The sequence below is a fragment of the Arthrobacter sp. Dra40 genome, assembly GCF_059091905.1.
Genome location: NZ_JBNHHB010000060.1, coordinates 1 through 17,617, shown reverse-complemented (window position 1 = coordinate 17,617; position 17,617 = coordinate 1). Strand labels below are relative to the sequence as shown.

16 protein-coding genes are annotated in these 17,617 nt (G+C 67.7%); 12 read left to right on the top strand and 4 right to left on the bottom strand.

Annotation, left to right across the window (positions count from 1 at the left end):
• Window positions 1-13: 13 nt before the first annotated feature.
• The gene (locus AC5RWT_RS20340) at window positions 14-1,459 is read left to right on the top strand and encodes a glycosyltransferase family 2 protein (RefSeq protein ID WP_494081743.1); all 1,446 of its coding nucleotides are present in this window, start codon (window positions 14-16) and stop codon (window positions 1,457-1,459) included.
• 73 nt (window positions 1,460-1,532) lie between these two features.
• Here AC5RWT_RS20340 and AC5RWT_RS20335 read toward each other — a convergent pair whose 3' ends face one another.
• A complete protein-coding gene (locus AC5RWT_RS20335; RefSeq protein ID WP_494081756.1) occupies window positions 1,533-2,435 on the bottom strand; it encodes a LysR family transcriptional regulator in 903 nt (300 codons plus the stop codon).
• Window positions 2,436-2,588: 153 nt separating this feature from the next.
• Between AC5RWT_RS20335 and AC5RWT_RS20330 the strand changes: the two genes are divergently transcribed.
• Window positions 2,589-6,038, top strand: coding sequence for a bifunctional proline dehydrogenase/L-glutamate gamma-semialdehyde dehydrogenase (locus tag AC5RWT_RS20330; RefSeq protein WP_494081742.1), 3,450 nt, complete (start codon window positions 2,589-2,591; stop codon window positions 6,036-6,038).
• 62 nt (window positions 6,039-6,100) lie between these two features.
• Here AC5RWT_RS20330 and AC5RWT_RS20325 read toward each other — a convergent pair whose 3' ends face one another.
• Window positions 6,101-6,658: a hypothetical protein gene (locus AC5RWT_RS20325; protein ID WP_494081741.1), complete on the bottom strand. Its 558-nt coding sequence runs from the start codon at window positions 6,656-6,658 to the stop codon at window positions 6,101-6,103.
• Between the two features lie 274 nt (window positions 6,659-6,932).
• On the opposite strand from AC5RWT_RS20325, the gene AC5RWT_RS20320 reads away from it, so the two are divergent.
• Both AC5RWT_RS20320 and AC5RWT_RS20315 read left to right on the top strand, forming a co-directional pair.
• The gene (locus AC5RWT_RS20320; RefSeq protein ID WP_494081740.1) at window positions 6,933-7,163 is read left to right on the top strand and encodes a hypothetical protein; all 231 of its coding nucleotides are present in this window, start codon (window positions 6,933-6,935) and stop codon (window positions 7,161-7,163) included.
• Between the two features lie 171 nt (window positions 7,164-7,334).
• Window positions 7,335-7,736, top strand: coding sequence for a hypothetical protein (locus tag AC5RWT_RS20315; RefSeq protein WP_494081739.1), 402 nt, complete (start codon window positions 7,335-7,337; stop codon window positions 7,734-7,736).
• A 115-nt stretch (window positions 7,737-7,851) separates the two neighbouring features.
• Here AC5RWT_RS20315 and AC5RWT_RS20310 read toward each other — a convergent pair whose 3' ends face one another.
• Window positions 7,852-8,100 (bottom strand): DUF6458 family protein, encoded by a 249-nt coding sequence (locus AC5RWT_RS20310; protein ID WP_493969380.1) that lies wholly within the window; start codon window positions 8,098-8,100, stop codon window positions 7,852-7,854.
• Window positions 8,101-8,277: 177 nt separating this feature from the next.
• On the opposite strand from AC5RWT_RS20310, the gene AC5RWT_RS20305 reads away from it, so the two are divergent.
• From AC5RWT_RS20305 to AC5RWT_RS20290, 4 genes are all read left to right on the top strand, one after another.
• Complete coding sequence (locus tag AC5RWT_RS20305; protein ID WP_494081738.1) at window positions 8,278-9,210, top strand: hypothetical protein; 933 nt, start codon at window positions 8,278-8,280, stop codon at window positions 9,208-9,210.
• A 118-nt stretch (window positions 9,211-9,328) separates the two neighbouring features.
• Window positions 9,329-10,141: a LamB/YcsF family protein gene (locus tag AC5RWT_RS20300; RefSeq protein WP_494081755.1), complete on the top strand. Its 813-nt coding sequence runs from the start codon at window positions 9,329-9,331 to the stop codon at window positions 10,139-10,141.
• Between the two features lies 1 nt (window position 10,142).
• Window positions 10,143-10,751: a 5-oxoprolinase subunit B family protein gene (locus AC5RWT_RS20295; RefSeq protein WP_494081737.1), complete on the top strand. Its 609-nt coding sequence runs from the start codon at window positions 10,143-10,145 to the stop codon at window positions 10,749-10,751.
• 3 nt (window positions 10,752-10,754) lie between these two features.
• Entirely contained in the window at window positions 10,755-11,696 is a 942-nt protein-coding gene (locus AC5RWT_RS20290; protein WP_494081736.1) for a 5-oxoprolinase subunit C family protein, read from the top strand.
• A gap of 12 nt (window positions 11,697-11,708) precedes the next feature.
• On the opposite strand, the gene AC5RWT_RS20285 is transcribed toward AC5RWT_RS20290, so the two are convergent.
• Entirely contained in the window at window positions 11,709-13,070 is a 1,362-nt protein-coding gene (locus AC5RWT_RS20285; protein WP_494081735.1) for a DUF445 domain-containing protein, read from the bottom strand.
• A 100-nt stretch (window positions 13,071-13,170) separates the two neighbouring features.
• Here AC5RWT_RS20285 and AC5RWT_RS20280 point away from each other — a divergent pair, with 100 nt between their 5' ends.
• The 4 genes from AC5RWT_RS20280 (at window position 13,171) to AC5RWT_RS20265 (ending at window position 17,546) form a co-directional block, all read left to right on the top strand.
• Window positions 13,171-14,037 carry a glycerophosphodiester phosphodiesterase family protein gene (locus AC5RWT_RS20280; protein WP_494081734.1) on the top strand — a complete coding sequence of 289 codons (867 nt, stop codon included), beginning with the start codon at window positions 13,171-13,173 and terminating at the stop codon, window positions 14,035-14,037.
• 46 nt (window positions 14,038-14,083) lie between these two features.
• Window positions 14,084-16,342 carry a glycoside hydrolase family 15 protein gene (locus AC5RWT_RS20275; RefSeq protein WP_494081733.1) on the top strand — a complete coding sequence of 753 codons (2,259 nt, stop codon included), beginning with the start codon at window positions 14,084-14,086 and terminating at the stop codon, window positions 16,340-16,342.
• A gap of 89 nt (window positions 16,343-16,431) precedes the next feature.
• Complete coding sequence (locus tag AC5RWT_RS20270) at window positions 16,432-17,238, top strand: AzlC family ABC transporter permease (protein ID WP_494081732.1); 807 nt, start codon at window positions 16,432-16,434, stop codon at window positions 17,236-17,238.
• Window positions 17,235-17,546, top strand: coding sequence for an AzlD domain-containing protein (locus AC5RWT_RS20265; protein WP_493969388.1), 312 nt, complete (start codon window positions 17,235-17,237; stop codon window positions 17,544-17,546). Before AC5RWT_RS20270 ends, AC5RWT_RS20265 begins: the two co-directional genes overlap by 4 nt.
• Window positions 17,547-17,617: the final 71 nt, after the last annotated feature.

Sequence of the window (17,617 nt, the reverse complement as noted above, 5' to 3'; positions counted from 1 at the left end):
CGAGGGGGACCGTGTGGCCATCAGGGACAAGCTGGCCGGTGCACAGCGCAGGCTGAAGAAGCTCGGGGCGCGGGCTGGACAGGTGCGGCTCCACGAAAGCGATTCCGGGCCCACGGCCAGCGCACACACCGCGCGCGTGGCGGTGGTGGTCCCTGTGTTCAATGCGCTGCCCTACCTGCAGGAACTGTTGGAATCACTAGCCGCACAGGACATGGATCAAACGCTTTTCGAGGTCATCGCCGTGGACGATGGTTCCACCGACGGCGGCGGCAAGCTGCTGGACGAATTCGCCGCGCGGCAGCCCAACTGGCGGGTGATTCACCAGCAGAACAGCGGCTGGCCCGGAAAGCCCCGCAATGTGGGAATCGCTGCCAGCAGATCCGACTACGTTTTCTTCTGCGACGCAGACGACAGGCTGGGGCCGGAGGCGCTGCGCCGGATGGTGGATTTTGCCGACCGCCACCACGTAGACGTACTGGCGCCGCGCCTGGTCGGAATCGGTGGCCGGCGCGTGCAGTCTTCGCTCTTCACGGAGACGGTGCCGGACGTGCCGGTGCGCAAAATCCTCGGCACGCTCTCACCGCAGAAGCTGATCCGGCGCGAGCTGCTGGATGAGCACGGAATCCGCTTTCCGGAAGGCAAAATCCGGCTGGAAGACGGCATGATGCTCACCCGCTGCTACCTCGCCTCGCGGCGGAATGCGATCCTGGCCGACTATGACTACTACTTCATCCGCACGCGCGACGACGGCACCAACATCAGCTCGGAGCGGACCATTCCCGAAAGCTATACCGGCTCGGTGGCAGAAATCGCAAGGATCATAAGGGACAACCATCCGGACCCTGCCGCAGCCGAACTGATGGTGCTGGACCTGTACCGGCGCAAGCTTCTGCGCCTCTACGTGCCCAACCGCTATCGATCGATGACAGCGGGAGCCCGGCAGCGGTGGGTGGCTGCCCATGCCGGCTTCGTGGAACACTTCATTCCCGAACGGCTGGAGGCGGAGTTGGCCTTTCCGTTCCGGCAGCGCTCGCAGCTGGTCAGAACCCGGGATGTCGACGGCCTGTTGAAGCTGGCGGACACCGAGGAAGCGCTGAAGGCGACCGCCCGTGCCCTTTTGCTCCAGCTGGATGGCGAATCAGTGTCTTTCGGGCTGGAATTCCAACCGTCAGCCAGCTATGAATCGGCCAGGGTGGTGGCGCGTGCCCGCGGGACGGCTGAAGAACTCAGCTTTGACGTCAGGCACGACGTCGGCGGGTACCGTGCCGTACTGCCCCGGAGCGAGCTCGCCAAGCTCGGCAGCGTGCTGGTGGATCTGTTCGTGCTGCTCAGGCTGGATGGACTGGATGGTCCGGCCCGCAGGGTGGAGGCACCGGAGCAGGGGCTTCCGGTCTTCTCGGAAGGCTTCCGCGCTTACGCCACCGTGCACGGAAACCTAAGCCTGGACCAGCGCCGCTAGGTGCGGCTTACCTTCCACGCGGCGGCACCGTAGGAATAGAAGTGGGAAGCACCGGTTGACGCCGGTCCATACCTCAGGCCGCAATCCCCCGGGCGGTCTCCTCCAGCACTTCCCGGAACGCCAGGATGGCCGGCCGGTTGGCCGAGGCGCGGCGGGCGGATGTGAACACCGTCCGGCGGGGAAGCCCGGGCAAGTGGAGCAATCTGCAGGTTGTGTCCCGGCCCGTCCACACCAGATCGGGCATGAACGCCACCGCATTGCCGGATTCGATAAGCCGGATTTGCGCCTGGAGGTCAGCCGTTTCGTACCGCACATCAGGCTCAAAGCCAGCCTGGCGGCAAGCCTGTTCTGCCCAGTGCCGGGAGGCTGCGCCATGCGGCTCCATCACCCAGGGCAGAGTGCGGGCGTCATCCACGGACGCAACTGTTGTTCCCTCCAACGGAGCTGGCGGCACCGCCAACCGGATGGCGTCGGTGGTCAGTTTCTTGCGGTCAAGTTCCGTGTGGTGTGGTGCCGCGTGGCCGGGATACTGCTCGGCCACCACCAGGTCGAAGCCCCGCGCCCACGTCTCGTACAGCGCCGTCTCCGGTTCGCGCTGAACCATTTCTATCCGCACGTCCGGGTACTGCTGCCGCATGGCAGTGAGGGCCTCCGGCAGCAAGGCAAGCGCCGCGGACTGGAACACCGCCAGCCGGACGGTTCCGGTAACCGTGGTCAGCGAGGTGGCCAGATCGGTTTCGGCCTGTTCAAGGGTGGAGAGCAGGGATTCGGTGTGCCCCACGAGGATTTCTGCCTGCGGAGTGAGCTGCACCCGCCGCCCCACCTTGCGCAGGAGCGGAACACCCGCTTCCCTTTCCAGCAGGGTTAGCTGCTGGGATACGGACGAAGGGCTCAAGTTCAACGCGGCAGCCGCTTCGGCCAGTGTCCCGCGGACTTTGACCTCGCGCAGCAGCCGCAGCCTGCGGACATCCAGCACAGCCCCTCCAATCATCAATAAAACCAATGATTATTAGTCGGAAAAGATCGCTTTTACTTCACGGATTCTAGTTCCATACTGGTCCTAAATGAGCATTGCATCTACGTTGAAGGGACTGATGCTGCCGTGACCGATGTCCTGAAGCACGCTCCGATGCCAACCACTCAGTTGGCTGAAGAGCAAAGAGCCGGCCTCGCCGCCGACTCAATCAAGCTGGTGCGCCACTGGCTGACCGAGGCGGAAAAAATTCCTGCCGATGCCTCCGCGCGGCAGTTGGCCGGCGTGCTGAACGATCCGGACGGGCTGGACTTCACCGTCGGCTTCGTTGACGGAGTGATCCGGCCGGAGGACTTGAGCGTCGCCGCCCGGAACCTGGCCGTACTGGCGCCGAAGGTGCCGTCCTTCCTGCCCTGGTACATGCGGGCAGCCGTCCGCGTTGGCGGCAGCATGGCACCCGTCCTTCCGCAGGTGGTCATCCCGGTGGCCCGCCGGGTGCTGCGCGAAATGGTGGGCCACCTGATTGTGGACGCAACCGATGCCAAGCTGGGACCGGCGATCGCCAAGATCCGCCACGATGATGTCCGGCTCAATATCAATCTGCTGGGGGAGGCCGTGCTGGGCGGCCGCGAGGCGGAGCGCCGGCTCGAAGGCACCAAACGCCTGCTGGCCCGCGACGACGTGGACTACGTCTCCATCAAGGTCTCCTCGACCGTGGCTCCCCACTCGCACTGGGCCTTCGACGAGGCGGTGGAGCACGTCGTCGAAAGCCTGACGCCGCTGTACCGGCAGGCCGTGGAGTCTCCGAAACGCAAGTTCATCAACCTGGACATGGAAGAGTACAAGGACTTGGAAATGACCATGGCGGTCTTCACCAAGATCCTGGACAAGCCTGAATTCGAGCAGCTGGAAGCGGGCATCGTGCTGCAGGCCTACCTGCCGGACGCGCTCAAAGCCATGATCCGGCTGCAGGAATGGGCCGCGTCCCGCCGGGCCCGGGGCGGAGCCGGAATCAAGGTGCGTGTGGTGAAGGGCGCCAACCTGCCCATGGAACAGGTGGAAGCCTCGCTGCACGGCTGGCCGCTGGCAACCTGGGGAACCAAACAGGATTCGGACACCCACTACAAGCGCGTCCTCAACTACTCCCTGCACCCGGACCGGATCGGCAACGTGCGCATCGGCGTTGCCGGGCACAACCTCTTCGACGTCGCTTTCGCCTGGCTGCTGGCCAAGCAGCGCGGCGTGGAAGCGGGCATCGACTTCGAGATGCTGCTGGGCATGGCGCAAGGCCAGGCCGAGGCCGTCAAGAAGGACGTCGGATCTCTGCTGCTCTACACGCCGGTGGTGCACCCGGGCGAGTTCGACGTGGCCATCGCCTACCTGATCCGCCGGCTGGAAGAAGGCGCCAGCGGCGAGAACTTCATGTCCGCCGTCTTCGAACTCAGCAAGAACGAGCGCCTTTTCGAGCGGGAAAAGCAGCGTTTTTTGGCATCATTGGAATCGCTCGACGACGACGTGCCGGAGCCGAACCGGAGGCAGGACCGCAGCAAGACGGAGCCGCCCCGGCCCATTGATTCCTTCGACAACATCCCGGACACCGACCCGTCGCTGCCCGCCAACCTGGCCTGGGGCCGGGAGATCTTGGCGCGTGTGCCGGAGTCCACGCTCGGCATCGACACTATTGCGGCAGCCGGAATTGATGATGAGCCGGGCTTGGAGCAGGTGATCTCCACGGCGGTGGAGCAGGCCAAGAGCTGGGGCGCGATGACCGGAGCCCAGCGGGCCGAGGTCCTGCACAAGGCGGGCGACAAGCTCAGCGCCTACCGCGCCAGGCTGCTCGAAGTGATGGCTGCCGAAGCCGGAAAAACTCTGGACCAGGGCGACCCGGAGGTTTCCGAAGCTGCCGACTTCGCCCACTTCTACGCCGAGCTGGCCCGCAAGCTCGACCACGTGGACGGCGCCCGGTTCGTCCCCGCCAAGCTGACCGTTGTCACCCCGCCGTGGAACTTCCCGACGGCGATCCCCGCCGGAGGTGTCCTGGCAGCACTTGCCGCAGGCTCCGCCGTCGTCATCAAACCCGCCAAGCAGGCGGCCCGAACCGGTGCGGTAATGGTGGAGGCGCTGTGGGAAGCTCTGGACGAGGCGGGCGTACCGCGCGATGTGCTGCAGCTGGTGCAGCTAAGCGAACGGGAACTGGGGAAGCAGCTGATCTCGCACCCCGAGGTGGACCGCGTAATCCTCACCGGCGCCTACGAGACCGCGGAACTGTTCCGCTCCTTCCGTCTTGATTTGCCGCTGCTGGCCGAAACGTCGGGCAAGAACGCGATCATTGTCACGCCCAGCGCCGACTTCGACCTGGCCGCCAAGGATGTTGCCTACTCCGCGTTCGGCCATGCCGGGCAGAAATGCTCCGCGGCCTCGCTGGTGATCCTGGTGGGCTCCGCCGCCACCTCGCCACGCTTCCGCAACCAATTGGTGGACGCGGTCACCTCGATGAAGGTGGGCTATCCGCAGGATCCGGCCACCCAGATGGGCCCGGTGATCGCCCCGGCCGAAGGCAAGCTGCTGGACGGGCTGACCACGCTGGGGCCCGGCGAGAACTGGCTGCTCCGGCCCGAACAGCTGGACGGGACCGGGAAGCTCTGGAGTCCGGGCGTGCGCACCGGGGTGCAGCGCGGATCGCGCTACCACCTGACGGAGTTTTTCGGACCGATCCTGGGTGTCATGACCGCCGAGACGCTGGAAGAAGCGGTGGCCATGACCAACGACATCGAGTACGGCCTGACGTCGGGGCTGCATTCGCTGGACCCGGACGAGCTGGACTACTGGCTGCAGAACATTCAGGCCGGCAACCTCTATGTGAACCGCGGTATCACCGGCGCCATTGTGCGGCGCCAACCCTTCGGCGGCTGGAAGAAGTCCTCGGTGGGCGCCGGAACCAAGGCCGGGGGGCCGAACTATCTGGTCGGGCTCGGCGACTGGGAGACAGCGCCGTCGACGGCCACCGCGGACGTTGACGGCGCGGCGGCGAAGCTGCTGGAGGCGGCTCGGCGCGCGGGCCAGGCGCTGTCCGGCGAGGAGCTGGCCGTGCTGGAACGTTCGCTGCGTTCGGACGCAGCGGCGTGGGAGGACGAATTCGGTGCGGCCAGGGACGTATCCGCCCTGACCGCCGAGCGCAACGTGTTCCGCTACCTGCCGGTTCCGGTTACCGTCCGGCTGTCCGACGGCGAACCGCTGGCCAAGCTGATCCGCGTGCTGGCCGCCGGCGTGCGGGCCGGCTCAGAGGTGGCCGTCTCGACCGCCGTCGAGCTTCCCGCCGCGTTGAAGGCCGTCGCCACTGAGCTCGGGCTGTCGGTGACGGTGGAGGACGACGCCGGCTGGCTGGCCCGGGTGCCTGGCCTCGGCGCCGGGCGCATCCGGTTGATCGGAGGCGAGGCCAAAGCGCTCGCCATCGCTACCGGCGGGAGGCCGGACGTGGCGGTCTATGCCCATGACGTGACCGAAGCCGGCCGCGTGGAAATGCTGCCGTTCCTGCACGAGCAGGCCGTCAGCATCACCGCGCACCGCTTCGGCACGCCCAACCACCTTTCCAGCGGCCTGATTTAGCCGGTTCCGGCCCACGCGGGCGGCGGCGTGTTTACGCGGCCGCCCGCGTTTGCGGCTCCTGCTCAGCGAATGCGGCGTGCCCAGCCCGCCGCATGCAGTGCGAGCACGCCGGCGATGATGAGCAAACCGGCGAAGGTTATGTTGGGGGCCAGCGTCGAGACCATCACGAACCAAGGGAACCCGTTGGGCCCGATGCCCTCCGTCCCCAGGTAATCCATCTGGATGACATACGGAGCGACAGAACCCCAGGCACCAAAGACGGTGAGCCCCACGCCCAGCATCCACAGCGCCACCAGGAAGGGATTGATCTTCCAGCGCGCCGCGGAAGGGCCCTCCGGCCGGACCGGCAGTACCGCATCCGGCGGAATGACTTCTGCAATCGCGCTGGACTGGGCAGCACTGCCGCCGGCCGGTTCGGCTGGTGTGGCGCGGAATGCGGCGGCGGCCCGGGCATCCCGGGCAAGATCGGACGTGGTATCCACAGTGGGTTGGGCCGCGGTGGGTTTGACGGCGGCCGGCTGGGACGGGCCGGGCCGGGCTCCGGGCGCCGGAATGTCCCGCGCCTCGCCGCCCCGCTGGTAGATCGAGTCGTACCGCTGGTCGAACTGTGATGCTGACATGGTCCCCCTTCTGGCCGGCTTTGCTTGAATCTACCGGACGCCGGGCAACGCTGTTAGGCTGTGCGGCATGGGAATTCTGATTTTCGCGTAACCAGGTCCTGGACCGGTCACACCGACAACCAAACAGGCTTGCTGAGGCTGGACCTCGCGAGTGGTTCCCTGAATCCCGCCCCTGCTCCGCCCGGATGTGCTCCGGGCCTGGTGGCGTCTGGGCATCGACGGCTGATCCGGCGGACCAGTTTCCAGCAGGCTCCTGAAATACCGAAGGAGAGCCATGACTGACATCGATCCGCGGGCGCCCAAGCCCGCCGAGTCCCCTGAACTGCACATCCATCTCGCTCCTGCTGCAGCGGCCAAGTTGACCGACGAGCAGCAAGCCCGGTTGGTCTCCAAGCGCGGCACCAACGCCGGAGATCTGGCCGGCTGGCACAGCATCGGCAACAGCCACAAGCCGAACCACGCCAGCGGCAGGCAGGGCCCGCCGGAGAAAAAGGTCCGCTGGTAACGCCTGCCCGCGAGAGCTCCGGCCAGTGCCCCGGTGGAAGGTCCCGCCGGGGCACTGCCCTGTTTAACGCAGCCCGGTGAGGCGGAGGTGGTCCGGTGCGCGGGCCAGTGCGCGCCTTATAGGGTGGCAGGAGAGGGAGCCCAAAACGGGCAAAACCACGGGAGGAACAGCATGAGGCCCGATGTGCGGCGGATGTGGCTCATCCAGGCGGGAAACGTCCTGCAGTTCGCCATCGCGGCAGGCATCACCGTCGTGGCCGTCGACACCATGACGGCGTTCTCGGTGGGCGCCCGGCAGGAGCCCGAGGCAGGCGGCGCCATCGCCGTCATATCCCTGGCCGGCGCGCTCGCCGTCGTCGTGCTGGCGATCTTCGGGTACCGCTGGACAGCGCGCGGCGAGCGGTACGCGCCGCTGTTCGGAGTGCTCGGCTGGGCCGTGCTGTGGCTTCCGCTCAGTCTGACGCTCGGCCTGGCCGGCGACAACGGGGTTGGCCTTGCCTATCTGGCCACGCTGGTGTGCGGCGCCGGCATTGTGCTGTCGCTCGTGGCCCTGGGCAGCAAGAAGCCGCGCTGACCGCCTCCATCGACGCGTGCCCGGCGGGCGCAAGGCCTATCGGGAGCTGCCTTCGCGGCGCCCTCCCTCCAGGCGCCGGTGGAGGCGCAGGTCAGGCCGTGTCTTTGCGGGCCGTTTACAAGCCCCGGGTCTCGTCGCGCCGGATGGTCTCACCCGTGTTCGGATCCTGCACGCGGCGGCTTTCGGTCACCCGGTGTTCGCGGCGCGGAGCGGCCAGAATGAGGGAGACAATGAGGCCGAGGACGCCAACGCCCATCAGGATCCAGCCGACCAGCGTCAGGTCGATGAAATTTACGACGTCGGCAACGGCGAAGGCCAGGATTGCGCCGATGGCAATCAAAGCGATGGATGATCCGATTCTCATAGCCAGGAGCTCCTTCGGGTTGGCGGCCAGCGCAGCCACTGCTGCATGCCGGCCGTCGGACAGGAAGTACGCGGTGCAATTGTCAGCATACTTGCTGTCGGGAGGAACGGGCCGCAACCGGTGACTTACGCTTAAGGCCGGAACACCATCACCATGCTGATTGCTCCAGGAGGGTTTGTGGCCAAAGGACGGAAAATCAACCCAGCCATGCGGGTCGCCGCCGATGCGGCTTTCGACAAGCAGGGCAACCCCAAGCCGGGCGTGACGACGGCCATCATGAAGGCGCTGGACGTCCAGCGGCCGCTGGTGCTGGCCAATCTGGACCGGCTGCGGCGGAGGAACCCTGACGCAACCCCGGCCGAGCTGGCCGCGAAGCTGGAGAAAAACTACTTGTCAACGGTGACTGCCGGCGGGGCAGCGGTCGGCGCCACCGCCGTCGTGCCGGGTGTGGGCACAGTGGCCGCGCTGGGTCTGTCCGCGGCGGCAACTGTCGGCTTTCTGGAAGCCACGGCGCTCTTCGCCCAGTCCATTGCGGAACTGCACGGCATCGACGTCGAGAACCCCGAGCGCGCGCAGGCCATGGTGATGGCCATCCTGATGGGCGACGAAGGCAGTTCGCTCATCAAGGAGTTCGCCGGACAGGCTGGCGGCCGCGGCGGCAACCCGGCCCGTGCCTGGGGGAGCGCGGTGGGCAGCAGCATGCCCTCCGGTATGGTCAGCTCCCTGGTGGACAGCCTCAAGAAACGGTTCCTGGCCAAGCTGCTGGCCAAACAGGGCACGGCGATGCTGGGCCGCGCGGTTCCATTTGGCATTGGTGCGGCCGTGGGCGGGGCCGGCAACCACGTCATGGGCCGGCGCGTCATTGGCGCCACCCGAACCGCCTTTGGTGAACCGCCGCTGGTGCTGCCGATGTCCCTCGTGGAGGATTTGACCGACAACCGGTACCGGCTGGGCGAGCTCCCGGCAGTGCCTGGCCGGCTGACCACCAGGATGCTGGAAAAGCTGCCCGGGCGGAAGCGGAAGGGGCCGGGGGCCGTTGAGGCGGCCCGCCACGACAAAGATGGCCGCGACCGCCCGGCCGGCGGATCGGGCGAGGGGACCGTGCCGTGACAACGGGCAGTCCGGCTGCGGGTGGACCGGTCGATGACGGGACCATGCCGTGACAGCGGGCCGGGCAGTCGCCGGCGGTGAGCCGGGCCGGGCAGCCGGCCCCGGTGTCCAGCCGGGAATCGATCTGAACAGCGATCTCGGGGAATCGGTTGACGGGCAGCTGATGGGCGACGACGAGGCGATGTTTCCGCTGATCACCAGCGCCAACATCGCCTGCGGCTACCACGCCGGCGACGACGAGACCATGCTGGCCAGCTGCCGCCGCGCTGTCGAGCACGGCGTGGCGGTGGGCGCGCACGTCTCCTATCAGGACCGGGCCGGGTTCGGCCGCCGATCCCTGGACGTTCCGCCGGCCGAGCTGACCGCCGGGGTGGCTTCCCAGTTGGCTGCCCTCGACCGGATCGCCCGAAGCGCGGGGGCGCGGATCGGGTACGTGAAGCCGCACGGTGGGCTGTACAACCGGATAGTCCATGACCGCCTCCAAGCTGCGGCAGTCGTGGAAGCCATCGGGTCCTTCGACCCGCGGCTCCCGGTCCTGGGATTGCCCGGTTCCGTCGTGCTCGAACTGGCGGCCGGCGCCGGACTGCCGGTGTTCCGGGAGGCTTTCGTGGACCGTGGCTACCGGTCCGACGGGACGCTGATTCCCCGCGGTGAGGCCGGCGCCCTGCTGGAAGACCTTGAGCAGATTGCCGACCGGGCCGTGGACTTCGCCCGCAGCGGTGCGGCCGATTCGCTCTGCGTGCACGGCGATACCCCGGGCGCAGTGGAGATGGCGCGGCTGGTCCGCCAACGGCTGTCCGCCGCGGGCATCTCCGTCCGCCCCTTCACCGCGGCCGGGAGCGCGGCCGGCAATGTCCCGGGCGGCACCGGCGATCCCCGCCCGCCCGGCACGTCACCTGCTCCTTTCGAGGCCGGAACCGCTGGACGGTAGGGTGCGGATCCTGACCTTCGGTCCTGGCGCTTTGCTCGCCGAATTCGAGACCCTCGACGAAGTCCTGGCCCGCTTCAGCGCCCTCTCGACTGCGCCGCTCCCAGGGGTGATGGAACTGGTGCCTGCTGCCCGCACGCTGCTGGTGACCTTTGAGGACCCGGCGGTCCCCGACGTCGTCCGCCGCTGGCTGGAACACACGGCACCGCACGACGCCGGTGCGCGCACCACCGGTGACGAGGTCACCGTGGAGGTGGACTACTCCGGAGAGGACCTGCCGGAGGTGGCCCGGCTGTTGGGCGTGAGCGAGGCCGACGTGGTCCGGCGGCATCAACAGTGCGGCTGGACTGCCGCTTTCACTGGCTTCGCGCCGGGTTTTGCCTACTTGGTGACACCCGAAAATCCGCTGCAGGTGCCCCGGCTGGCCGAACCTCGCACCCGGGTACCGGCCGGATCGGTGGCGTTGGCCGGCGAATTCAGCGGCATTTACCCCACCGCGTCACCGGGCGGCTGGCGATTGATCGGCAGGACCGAGGCGAGGTTGTGGGACCCGGCACGGGAGCAGCCGGCGCTGATTGCGCCGGGAACGCGCGTGCGCTTCAAGGAGGTGTAGCCGGTGATTACTGTTCTCAAGGCCGGACCGCAGCTGCTGGTGCAGGATCTGGGACGGCCCGGTCACGCGGCGATTGGGCTGAGTCCGTCAGGTGCATTGGACGCACGGGCGCTGCGCACCGCCAACCGGCTGGTGGGAAACCCTGAACCCGCGGCGGGGCTGGAGCTTTTGCTGGGCGGCGCCGTTCTGCAGTTCGAGGGCGAGACGGTGGTGGCGGTGGCGGGAGCCTCGGGGCGGCTGGCCGTGACCGGGCACGGCGCAGCAGTCGCGGCCGCGGCACCTGCGGGTGCGCCGGAACCGTACCGCCCCTTCCGCGTCCGGGCGGGCCAGCGGCTGGAGATCGGCCAGGCTGAGTCCGGACTGAGGTACTACCTGGCGGTGGCCGGCGGCATCACGGCCCCGACCACGATGGGATCGGCGGCCACCGATCTGCTCGCCGGGATGGGGCCGGCGCCGCTGCGGGACGGGGACGTGCTGAAGACCGGTGACGCCTTCCGGAGCACGGGAACCGGTCCGAACGTCACTGCAGCGCTCGCGGGCCCTGGGGAAGGGGCCGGCGCCGGTTCCGGCTGGACACCGGTGCCTCTGCCGCCGGCCGGTCCCCTGGCGGTGCGGATCCACCCGGGGCCCCGGCTGGATTGGTTCACCCCTGACGCGCGGCAGCGCCTGGCGCTGGGTCGGTGGACCGTCAGCACGGAAAGCAACCGGATCGGCCTGCGCCTGCTCGGCCAGCCGCTGCAGCGCCTGGAGGACCGCGAGTTGCCCAGCGAAGGAATGGTCACCGGCGCGGTGCAGGTGCCGCCGTCGGGCTTGCCCACAGTGTTCCTGGCCGACCACCCGGTGACCGGCGGATACCCGGTGCCCGCCGTGGTTGAACCGGCGGACCTCCCGCTGCTCGCGCAGGCCCGGCCGGGTCAAAGGATCCGTTTCCTCTGGGTGGGCTGAAGCCTCCGGCAGCTACCCGAAGACCGCGCTCGCCACGGTGAAGATCGCCAGCCCCGCCAGCGAGCCGACAACGGTGCCGTTGATCCGGATGAACTGCAGGTCCCGGCCCACCTGGAGTTCGATCTTGCGGGACGTCTCCTGGGCGTCCCAGTGTTCCACCGTTTCGGTGATGACGCTGGCAATCTGCGACCGGTAGGTCCGGACCATGTACCCGGCAGCTTCCTCGATCCAGCCGTCGATCTTGGCCGCCAGCTCCACATCCGTCGCCAGCCGGTGGCCGAAGTCCGCCACCGCGCGCTTGAAGGCCAGGCTCAACTCACTCTGCGGGTCCTCGACTGCCTCCAGCAGCGCGGTCTTCAGCGTCTCCCACGTGCGGGTGGCCAGCGCCCGCACTTCCGGGTCGCCCAAGGCGTTGTGCTTGATCGCTTCCACCCGCTCCATCATCTCGGGATCATGCTGCAGGTCCTTCGCCAGCGAGTTCAGGTAGGTGTCCAACTGCTGGCGCATCGGATGGTCCGGGTCGTCCTGCACCGCGTTGATGAACTTGTACAGCTCCAGATGGACTTTGTCGCCGACCAGCGAATCCACGAACTGCGGGACCCAGGTCGGCGAGCGGTCCGCGACCAGCCGTGCCACCGTCTCCTGGTTGTCCAGCACCCAGTCACCGGCCCGCTCCAGCAGCAGATCCACCAGCTTCAGGTGGTGGCCGTCGCGCAGCACATGCTCGGCCAGCCGGCCCAACGGCGGTCCCCACGGGGGGTCCAGCAGATGCCGGCGGGCCAGTGATTCGATCAGTTGCTGCACATCCTCGTCGTTGAGCACCTGCAGGGCGCCGCGGATCGCCGTCGCGCCCTCGCGGGCCACACGTTCGGTGTTTTGCGGACGTTCCAGCCAGAGTCCGGTCTTTGCCGTGATGCCGAGCGAGCCGATTTTGGCCTTCACCACGTCCTCGGCCAGGAAATTCTCTTCCACGAACTGGCCCAGGCTTGCGCCGATCTGGTCCTTGCGCCGCGGGATGATGGCGGTGTGCGGGATCTTCAGCCCCATCGGATGTTTGAACAGGGCGGTGACGGCAAACCAGTCCGCCAGTGCCCCCACCATCCCGCCTTCGGCCGCGGCCCGGACATAGCCCAGCCACGGGTAGCGGTCCTGCAGTGCGAAGGACACCACGAAGACCACGGCCAAAACCAGCAGCAACCCGGTGGCCAGCATCTTCATCCGGCGGAGCCCGGCGGCACGGACACTGTCCGGCACCACGGCGATCCGGCTTTCTCCGCCGCTGGGCGAACTGCCGGTCACGTTTCCGGCCGTGCGTGTCCCCGTGTCTCTGTCCGCCGTTTCAGAGGCGACGCCGCCGCCCGCCTGAATGCCCATGTTGCCTCCGAAGCCGAATCGCTGAACGATCATTGTTCGTTCACCCGTCAGTCAACCCTACGGCGGGTCAGGTTGTCCGGTCATCGCGTACCGTGAAAATATGCAGCAGAGGATCTACGCGCACCGCGGTTCCAGCGAGCAGTATGCGGAGAACACCCGGGCCGCCTACCTGCAGGCCATCGCCGACGGCGCCGACGGGATCGAGTGCGACGTGCACCTGACCCGGGACCGCCGGCTGGTCTGCTTCCACGACTTCACCCTGGACCGCACCTCCACCGGCACTGGGAACATTTCCGACCACACGCTGGACGAGCTGTTGCAGCTGGACGTCAGCTCCTGGAAGGGTGTGCCGATTCCGCCGGAGTACGGCGGCACCGCCGACCAGCTGGTGACGCTGGACGACCTGGTGGACATCATCCGCGGTGCCGGACGTCCGCTGGGCCTGGCGGTGGAGCTCAAGCACCCCAGCCCCTATGGGCAGGAACTGGAAGACGAGCTGCTCAGGTACCTGATGGCGGAGGGCTGGGATCCGGAGACCTCCCGGCTGGACAACATCCAGATGAGCTTCATGAGCTTCCACCCGGAGGCGGTGAAGTACCTGACCGAGCACGTGCCCGGCCAGTATCTGTGCCAGCTGCTGGACGACATCGACGCCGAAGAACTCAAAGCCAGCCTGATGATGGGCGAACTGGCCGTCGGTGCTGTCGCGGGCCTGCTGCGGCGGGCGCTGTCCGAAGGTGAAGGGCTGGTCGAAGAGCAGCGGGTCGGCATAGCCGGACCGGGCGTGGACTACGTGCGCTCGCATCTGCCACTGGTCCGCCGCTGGCGGGATGCCGGGATGCAGTTCCGCATCTGGACAGTCGACGATCCGCAGGACGTGGAGCTGTGTCGCGAGCTGGGCTTTGCGGAAATCACGACCAACCGGCCGGTGGAGGTCCGCCGGCAACTGCAGGCCGCCTTGGCTTAGGAAACTGCTGCTGCCGTAACCGCGCCCCGTGTGGTTGAGTGGGTAAATGGCATCTCCCATTGAGGACTACGCACTCATATCGGATCTGCACACGGGAGCCTTGGTGTCCCGGTCCGGGAGCATGGACTGGCTCTGCCTCCCTCGCTTTGACTCGCCCTCAACCTTCGCTGCAATCTTGGGCAATCCTGGTCACGGCCGCTGGCTGCTGGCGCCGGACGGTGCGCATGCCGGCACCAGCGAACCGACGGGTTCCGGGGAACACGGCGCACCGAGTGACGACCCGCTGGAAGCCTCTCGCCGCCAGCCGCCGGTCTCCACCCGGCAACAGAATGACGCGGTGTCGGCGGCCCCGGAGAGCCCGGCACCGGAGAGCCCGGCTCCGGAGCGCCCGGCCCCGGAGGATCCTAAGCGGTCCGCCACGGACGAGGCCAAAAGGGCTGCCGGTGTGGGAGCCGCGGCCGAGGAAGCGGGGCAAGCCGGCGACGCGGCCGGCACCACCGAAGCCGGTGCCTCCGTGGCACCCGCCGGTGCCACCGACGCACCTGCGGCAGGCCCGGGATCCGCAGAGTCCACCACCACTGACGCCCTGCACGGCGGCAACAGCGTCAGGGCGTCGGCACCGGCCGGGACTGGAAACCACCGCCCAGGCGCAGCGGCCGCCGCCGGGCCGGCAACGGCGCCGTCCGCCGTCGTCGTTGAACGGGGCTACATAGAGTCGACGTTTGTGCTGCAGACGCGGTGGAAGAGCGGGACCGGCGAGGCGCTGGTCACCGAATTCATGCCGGTGGGTGACCGCAGAGCCTCACTGGTGCGGCGCATCGAAGGCCTTTCAGGCGAAATGACCATACGCCAGGAGCTGGTCATGCGGTTCCACTACGGCGACGTTGTTCCGTGGGTGAACCGCGTGCACGACGAGGCCACCGGCAAGGAAGCCATTGTGGCCATCGCCGGCCCGGACGCTTTGGTGCTGCACGGGGAGCACCTGCCGCGTGCAGCGAACCGCAGGCACGCCGGCGAGTTCACGGTCCGGGCCGGGGAGACGGTCGACTTTGAACTGTGCTGGTTCCCGTCCCACCGGACGGTCCCTTCGGTGATCGACGTCGACGCGGCACTGGAGGAAACGGTGCAGTACTGGCAGGACTGGTGCTCCCGTTTTCCACCGCAGGGGGAGTACCACGGCATCGTCAAACGATCCTTGCTGGTGCTGCGGGCCATGACGCACGAGGACACCGGCGGAATCGTCGCCGCGCCGACCACTTCGTTGCCGGAATCCTTCGGCGGTGAGCGGAACTGGGACTACCGCTACGTCTGGCTGCGCGACGCGGCGCTGACGCTCGAATCGATGATGACCCACGGCTACGAAGACGAGGCACTGCAGTGGCGCAACTGGCTGCTGCGCGCGGTGGCCGGCGATCCGGAAGACCTGCAGATCATGTACGGAGTGGCCGGCGAGCGTGATCTCGAGGAACGCATCATCCAGCACCTGCCCGGCTATGAAGGCTCGGCGCCGGTGCGGGTGGGCAATGGTGCGGTAGGCCAGTACCAGGCGGATGTGATCGGCGAGGTCATGGTGGCGCTGGAGAAGCTGCGCAACCTGGGCGGTACCGAGGACCACTTCTCGTGGCCACTGCAGAAGGCGATGCTGCACTACATCGAGAAGCACTTCGACCAGAAAGACCAGGGCATCTGGGAGATGCGCGGCCAGCGGCGGTACTTCACGCACTCCCGGGTGATGATGTGGGCGGCCTTTGACCGCGGCGTGCGGGCGGTGAAGGAGCACGGACTGGACGGCAAAGTTGTCCGCTGGGCAGAACTGCGGGACCGGCTGCGCGAGGAGATCATGGAGCACGGCTTCAACCGGGAAATCAACTCCTTCACCCAGACCTACGACAGTGCCGAGGTGGATGCCTCGCTGCTGGTGCTGCCGCAGGTGGGCTTTGTGAAGTACGACGACGACCTGATGCTGGGCACTGTCGCCCGCTTGGAGCAGGAGCTGGTGGACGCGAACGGGCTGATCCTGCGCTACCGGACCGAGTCGGGCCTGGACGGGCTGGCTCCGGGCGAACACCCGTTCCTGGCCTGCTGTTTCTGGCTGGTGGAACAGTACGCGCGCTCCGGGCGGATCGGCGATGCGCGCGACCTGATGGACCGGCTGGTGGGTTACGCGAACGACCTGGGACTGATGGCCGAGGAGTACGACACGGTGAACAAGCGGATGGCCGGCAACTTCCCGCAGGCGTTCTCGCACCTGGCGCTGATCCGTGCGGCGGACGCGATCAACGGCCACGCGCAGGAAGCAGTGTAGGCCAGCCCCGTTGCAGGTTGCACCCGGGTAACCGACGGCGGTGTCCGCCCCGCGCGGGCGCGCCGCCCGTGCCCGGCTACTGTAGATGGGTGAAGTTTCTCGAGTCTCCGGCCGTGAAGGTGGGGCTGTCCATCTCCATTGCCACCGGGCTGTACGGGGTCTCCTTCGGCGCGCTGTCCGTGGCCTCGGGCCTCGACCTCTGGCAAACGATGGTGCTGAGCTTGCTGCTGTTCAGTGGCGGCTCCCAGTTCGCGTTTATCGGTGTGATCAGCGGCGGCGGAACCGGTATGGCCGCGATGACCGCGTCCGCCCTGCTGGGCATCCGCAACGGCATCTACGGCATGCAGATGAACGCCCTGGTTTCGCCGCGCCGCTGGCGTCGCCCGCTGGCAGCCCACGTGACCATCGACGAATCCACCGCCACCGCCTCCGGCCAGGAGGATCCCGGCGAGCAGCGGCGCGGTTTCTGGACGGCCGGGGTAGGCATATTCCTGTTGTGGAATATCTTCACCCTGGCGGGGGCGCTGGCGGGCAACGCGCTGGGCGACCCGAAGCAGTGGGGTTTGGACGGGGCCGCCGTGGCTGCCTTCCTGGCGCTGCTCTGGCCGCGGCTCAAGGGCAAGGAGCCGGCCGCCATCGCGGTCGTGTGCGCACTCGCCACACTGATCGCCGTGCCGTTCGTGCCCAGCGGAGTCCCGATCCTGGTGGCAGCGGCTGTTGCGGCAGCCATCGGCTGGTTCACGCACCAAGCAATCCCGGCCGGGATGGCGCCAGACATCGAACCCTACGATGAACCCTATTCCGAGCACGACGGCCCCCACACCCTCGCGGATTCAGCACCCAGAGACGCCGGCCGGGACCGGGATGGCACTGCCGGCGGAAAGGAGGCACCGTGAGCCTGTGGATCTGGATCCTGGCTGCCTGCGTCATCTCCTACCTGACCAAGCTGGCCGGCTATTTGGTGCCCGCCGCCTGGATGAAAAACCAGCGGATGTCCCGCATTGCCGCCACCATGACCATCGGCCTGCTCGCGTCGCTGACCGTGGTCAACAGCTTTTCCACCGGCCAGCAGTTGGTGCTTGACGCCCGGCTCGGGGCCTTGCTGGCCGCTGCCGTTGCGTTGGTGCTGCGTGCGCCCTTCCTGGTAGTGGTCATCGCCGGGGCCGCCGCGGCCGCGCTGCTGCGCCTGGCCGGGTGGGGATAGCCCCGCGGCGCCCATCCTCAGGGCGGCTTCCTGCGGCCGCTTGAAGCAGATTGACGACGGCGGTGCACACC